Raw genomic sequence first — 4,746 nt, 5'->3', positions numbered from 1 at the left:
CACAAAATTTGGGAATAAATCCTAAGGAAATCATTGTAGAAATTAAAAGAAGAGAAGGGGAACATAACATTCGCTTGGAAGATATTTTAGCTAAGATTGAAGAAATAGGTGATGAGTTAGCTTTGGTTTTAATTGGCGGTGTTAATTATTATACCGGTCAGGTGTTTGACATGAAAACAATTACTGCTGCTGCACAAAAAGCAGGAGCCTACGTTGGTTGGGATTTAGCTCATGCTGCCGGAAACGTAGAATTACAATTACACGACTGGAATGTGGATTTCGCCTGCTGGTGCAGCTACAAATACATGAATTCAGGACCCGGAAATGCATCGGGTTGTTTTGTGCACGAAAAACATCATCACGACAACGATTTACCTCGATTTGCCGGTTGGTGGGGACACAATAAAGAGCGTCGCTTTAAAATGGAACCCGATTTCGATCCCGTTCACGGTGCCGACGGTTGGCAAATCAGTAACCTGCCAATTCTTTCGCTAGCCCCTTATTTAGCTTCAGTAGAGATGTTTGCCGAAGTGGGAATGAGTAAATTAATAATAAAAAGAAATCTTCTAACGTCCTATTTAGAATTCATCCTTCACGAAATTGACAAAGAAATTGATGGAACCGAATTTGAAATTATTACGCCTCAAAAACAAGAAGAACGTGCTTGCCAATTATCGGTATATCTCCACGGTCAAGGAAGAAGTTTATTCGAGTATTTAATGAAAAACGGAGTGATTACCGATTGGCGTGAACCGAACGTTATTCGTTTAGCACCGGCTCCTTTCTACTGCTCTTTTGAAGACATGTATGAATTCGGACAAATTTTGAAGAAGGGTATATCAAAACCTTAGCACCTTAGTACCTCAGAACCTTAGTACCTTTAAATAAAAATGACTAAACAAGAAATACTCAAAACCTTCGACCCAAGCCAACCCGGTTTGGCAGACGCAACCATTTTTGGCTTACCTTTTTCTATTGAAGACAGTGAAATAATTGTAATACCTGTGCCTTGGGAAGTTACTGTTAGTTACGGTTCCGGTGCATCCAAAGGTCCGGAAGCTATTTTAGAAGCTTCCTTTCAAGTCGATTTAAACCATCAAGAGTTTCCTGATTTATGGAAATTAGGCATCTTTTTAGACGAATCACCAAAAGATGTAAAAAAGAATTCCAAAAAATATAAAAAACAAGCGGCTCCAATTATTGAAGCTTTAGAAAGTGGAACTGTTTTAGACCATCATCCATCGTTGCGAAAGGATTTAGATAAAATCAATTACGCATGTTCCGACATGGTGGAAGCCGTTCGTGAAAAAACGTTATATTGGTTAAATCACGGAAAGAAAGTGGTTTTGTTAGGCGGAGATCATAGCACCCCTTTAGGGTATTACCAAGCCTTAGCAGAAAAACACGAAAATTTCGGAATACTGCATTTAGATGCTCACATGGATTTACGTATTGCTTACGAAGGGTTTACCTATTCACATGCATCTATTATGTATAATGCCTTGCAAATTCCACATATTTGTAAAATAGTTCAAGTGGGAATCCGCGATTTCTGTCAACAAGAAGTAGATGTTGTAAAACAACAAAGAAATAGAGTAGTAGTTCACACGGATTCCGATTTAAAAAGAGAAACCTTTGAAGGGAAAACATGGCAACAACAGTGTGATGAAATTATCGCCACTTTACCACAAAAGGTTTGCATCAGTTTTGATATTGATGGGATGTATCCTTGGTATTGTCCAAATACAGGGACTCCGGTTCCGGGGGGATTTTCATTTGAGCAAGCGGCCTATTTATTAAGTCGTTTAGCCGAAAGGGACAAAGAAATCATTGGTTTTGATTTAGTAGAAGTCGCACCCGGAGAAAATGACGATTGGGATGGCAATGTGGGTGCCCGAATGTTATTTCACATGTGTGGTGTTTTAGCTAAAAATAATAAAATGAATGTTGGAGAGAAAATTAACTTTCCACGTAAATAGTTTTTTAAATTTCAAACCATTGAGAAGTGAAGAAATTGAGCAGCAAAGCTTAATGAATCTTAATTTCTCAATGGTTTTTTTATATCTTTAAATCAAATTCATTTGTCATGAAAAGACTCAAAAAAATCGTTGTTGTTATTTTTATACTTTTTGCCATTTTAGCCATTGGTGTTGGGAGTTATCTTTATTTTTTAACCCCAAAATACGACGGCGAAATAGCTTTAAATTCCATCCAAAAAGAAACAACTGTTTATTTTGATGAGTACGGAATTCCGCATATTTATGCGGCTTCGCAAAAAGATGCGATGACTACGTTAGGTTATGTGCATGCGCAAGACCGCTTGTGGCAAATGGAACTCATGAGACGAATTGCTCCGGGAAGATTGTCCGAACTCTTTGGTTCGGTAATGCTCAAAAACGACAAATTTTTCTCTGGTTTAGGCATTGATGAAGATTCCGAAAAAGCCATCGCTCAATTAGATAAAAATAGTGAAAGTTATCAATTAACGTTGGCTTATCTCGAAGGAATTAATCAGTTTTTAGAAGAAGGTCCCACACCAATCGAGTTTCAATTAGTTGGAGTTACCAAGGAAAAATTCACCATCAAAGATGTCTATAATATTTTTGGATATATGGCTTTTAGTTTTGCGATGGCTCAAAAAACAGATCCGCTTTTAACCGACATTCGAGACGAATTCGGAATGGACTATCTAAAAGATTTTGGCATTGACGGATCTTTGGCTCATACAAAATTGAAAAGCTTCAAAGGAAAATCAGAAGCCTATTCCGAAATTTCTAAATCGGTGGCTTCGTTGTTGGAAAAATCACCGATTCCGCCTTTTATTGGAAGTAACAGTTGGGTCGTTGGTCCACAAAAAACCAAAAATGGAAAAGTATTGTTTGCCAATGATCCACATATTGGTTTTTCGCAACCGGCCACTTGGTATGAAGCTCATATTGTTACGCCCGATTATGAAATGTATGGCTATTATTTGGCAGGAACACCTTTTCCGCTTTTGGGTCACAATCGCCAATATGCGTATGGTTTAACAATGTTTGAAAACGATGATATGGATTTGTTTTTGGAAACGAATAATCCCGAAAATGAAAACCAATACCAAACTCCTGAAGGATTTAAAAACTATCAAATTTCTGAAAAAACCATCAAAGTAAAAGACAGTTCCGATGTGGTTTTGAAAATCAAAAAAACACATCACGGACCTTTAATGAATGGATTAGTCGACGGATTGAAGTCAGACAAACCCATTTCGATGTGGTGGACGTACCTGCAGCATAAAAATCAAATTTTAGATGCCGTTTATTCACTTTCGCATGCAAAAGATTTAGAACATTTTCATCAAAGTATCGAATTAATTGCCGCTCCGGGATTAAATATCATGTACGGCGATGCCAAAGGAAACATCGCTTGGATTACTTCCGGTAAATTGTATAAAATGCCCGAAAATGTCAACGCTAATTTTATTTTAAATGGTGCAAATGGTATTGATGAGCAAAAAGAATACTATGATTTTTCAGAAAATCCGTATGCTATCAATCCGGATTGGAACTATGTCTATTCCTCAAATAATCAAGTGGAACCCATCAATGATTATTTGTATCCGGGCTATTATCTTCCGCAAGACCGAGCCAAACGTATCGTTCAATTGCTAGAACCCAAAAATGATTGGACGAAAGAAGATTTTATGAACATGATTAACGACGATCAATCGGCGGTTGCACCCGCAATCGTACAAAGTATTTTAACTGGAATCAATCAAAACGATTTATCTGATACTGAAAAAGCAGCTAGTTCACAACTTCAAAAATGGGATGGAAGTAATGGATTAGCAGCTATAGCTCCCACCATTTACAATCAATTGATGTATCATTATCTGCAAAACACCTTTGAAGACGAATTAGGGAAAGACCGTTTTGCGATTTTGTTGAACACACATGTTATGAAACAAATGATTGCGTTTCAAATAGCCAATGAAACTTCGCCTTGGTGGGATGACAAAACTACGTCAGACAAAAAAGAAACACGAAGTGAAATTTTGATGCGTTCTTTTAAACAAACGATTTCACATTTAGAACAAAAATTGGGTACTCAAGTTTCGGGTTGGACATGGAATAAAGTGCATACTGTGGAACATAAACATCCACTCGGAGAAGTCGCTGCATTACGAAGTTATTTCAATGTGGGTCCTTTTGAAATCAATGGTTCCAATGAAGTCATCAATAATTTAATGTTTACATTCACCGAAGCCGGAAGTCATCAAGTTAAAGCCGGACCTTCCACCAGAAGAATCATCGATTTTTCAGACATTGAAAACAGTGTAAGTATTCTTCCAACGGGACAATCGGGAAATCCACTGAGTGAACATTACAAAGACCAAGCAGATTTATACAATCAAGGCAAATTCCGAAAAATGAAAATGAATAAGAAAGACATTGAAGCGAGTGAAAGGAAGTTGGTGTTTAAACCGATATAATTATGGAAATTGATAAAGCATTTCATTGCCAATTTTGTAGTCATAAAAAGTATGATTTTACGACGGGAACTACTTGTGGTTTAACCAAAAAAGCTCCTGATTTTAATGATTCATGTCCAACAATTAAATTTATTGATCAAGCATTAGAGTCACAAATTATTAGAGTAAATTTAGATTATGAACATAATAATGATTCAAAATTTTGGGTGATATTGAATTTGATTTTTTTTTCGATTGTTTGTCTATTGTTAATTTTTAGTGGTTTTTATATTGTA

4 protein-coding genes are annotated in these 4,746 nt (G+C 36.6%); all 4 read left to right on the top strand.

Translation table 11 applies throughout. The features are described from left to right. The coding region (gene kynU / locus ACIQ2S_RS11420) for a kynureninase (protein ID WP_396176087.1) at nucleotides 1-851 on the top strand (851 nt) is incomplete at its 5' end. 39 nt (nucleotides 852-890) lie between these two features. Then, on the top strand, nucleotides 891-1,979 hold the full coding sequence (locus tag ACIQ2S_RS11415; protein WP_396176085.1) for an agmatinase family protein: 1,089 nt from the start codon (nucleotides 891-893) through the stop codon (nucleotides 1,977-1,979). Between the two features lie 107 nt (nucleotides 1,980-2,086). Continuing rightward, complete coding sequence (locus ACIQ2S_RS11410) at nucleotides 2,087-4,471, top strand: penicillin acylase family protein (RefSeq protein ID WP_396176083.1); 2,385 nt, start codon at nucleotides 2,087-2,089, stop codon at nucleotides 4,469-4,471. Nucleotides 4,472-4,473: 2 nt separating this feature from the next. Further along, nucleotides 4,474-4,746, top strand: a 273-nt coding sequence (locus tag ACIQ2S_RS11405) for a hypothetical protein (RefSeq protein WP_396176080.1), incomplete at its 3' end; no start/stop codon positions are given.

Origin of the sequence: Flavobacterium sp. (assembly GCF_044371705.1) — a bacterium.
GTDB lineage: Bacteria > Bacteroidota > Bacteroidia > Flavobacteriales > Flavobacteriaceae > Flavobacterium.
This window is presented reverse-complemented; position numbering and strand designations above follow the sequence as displayed.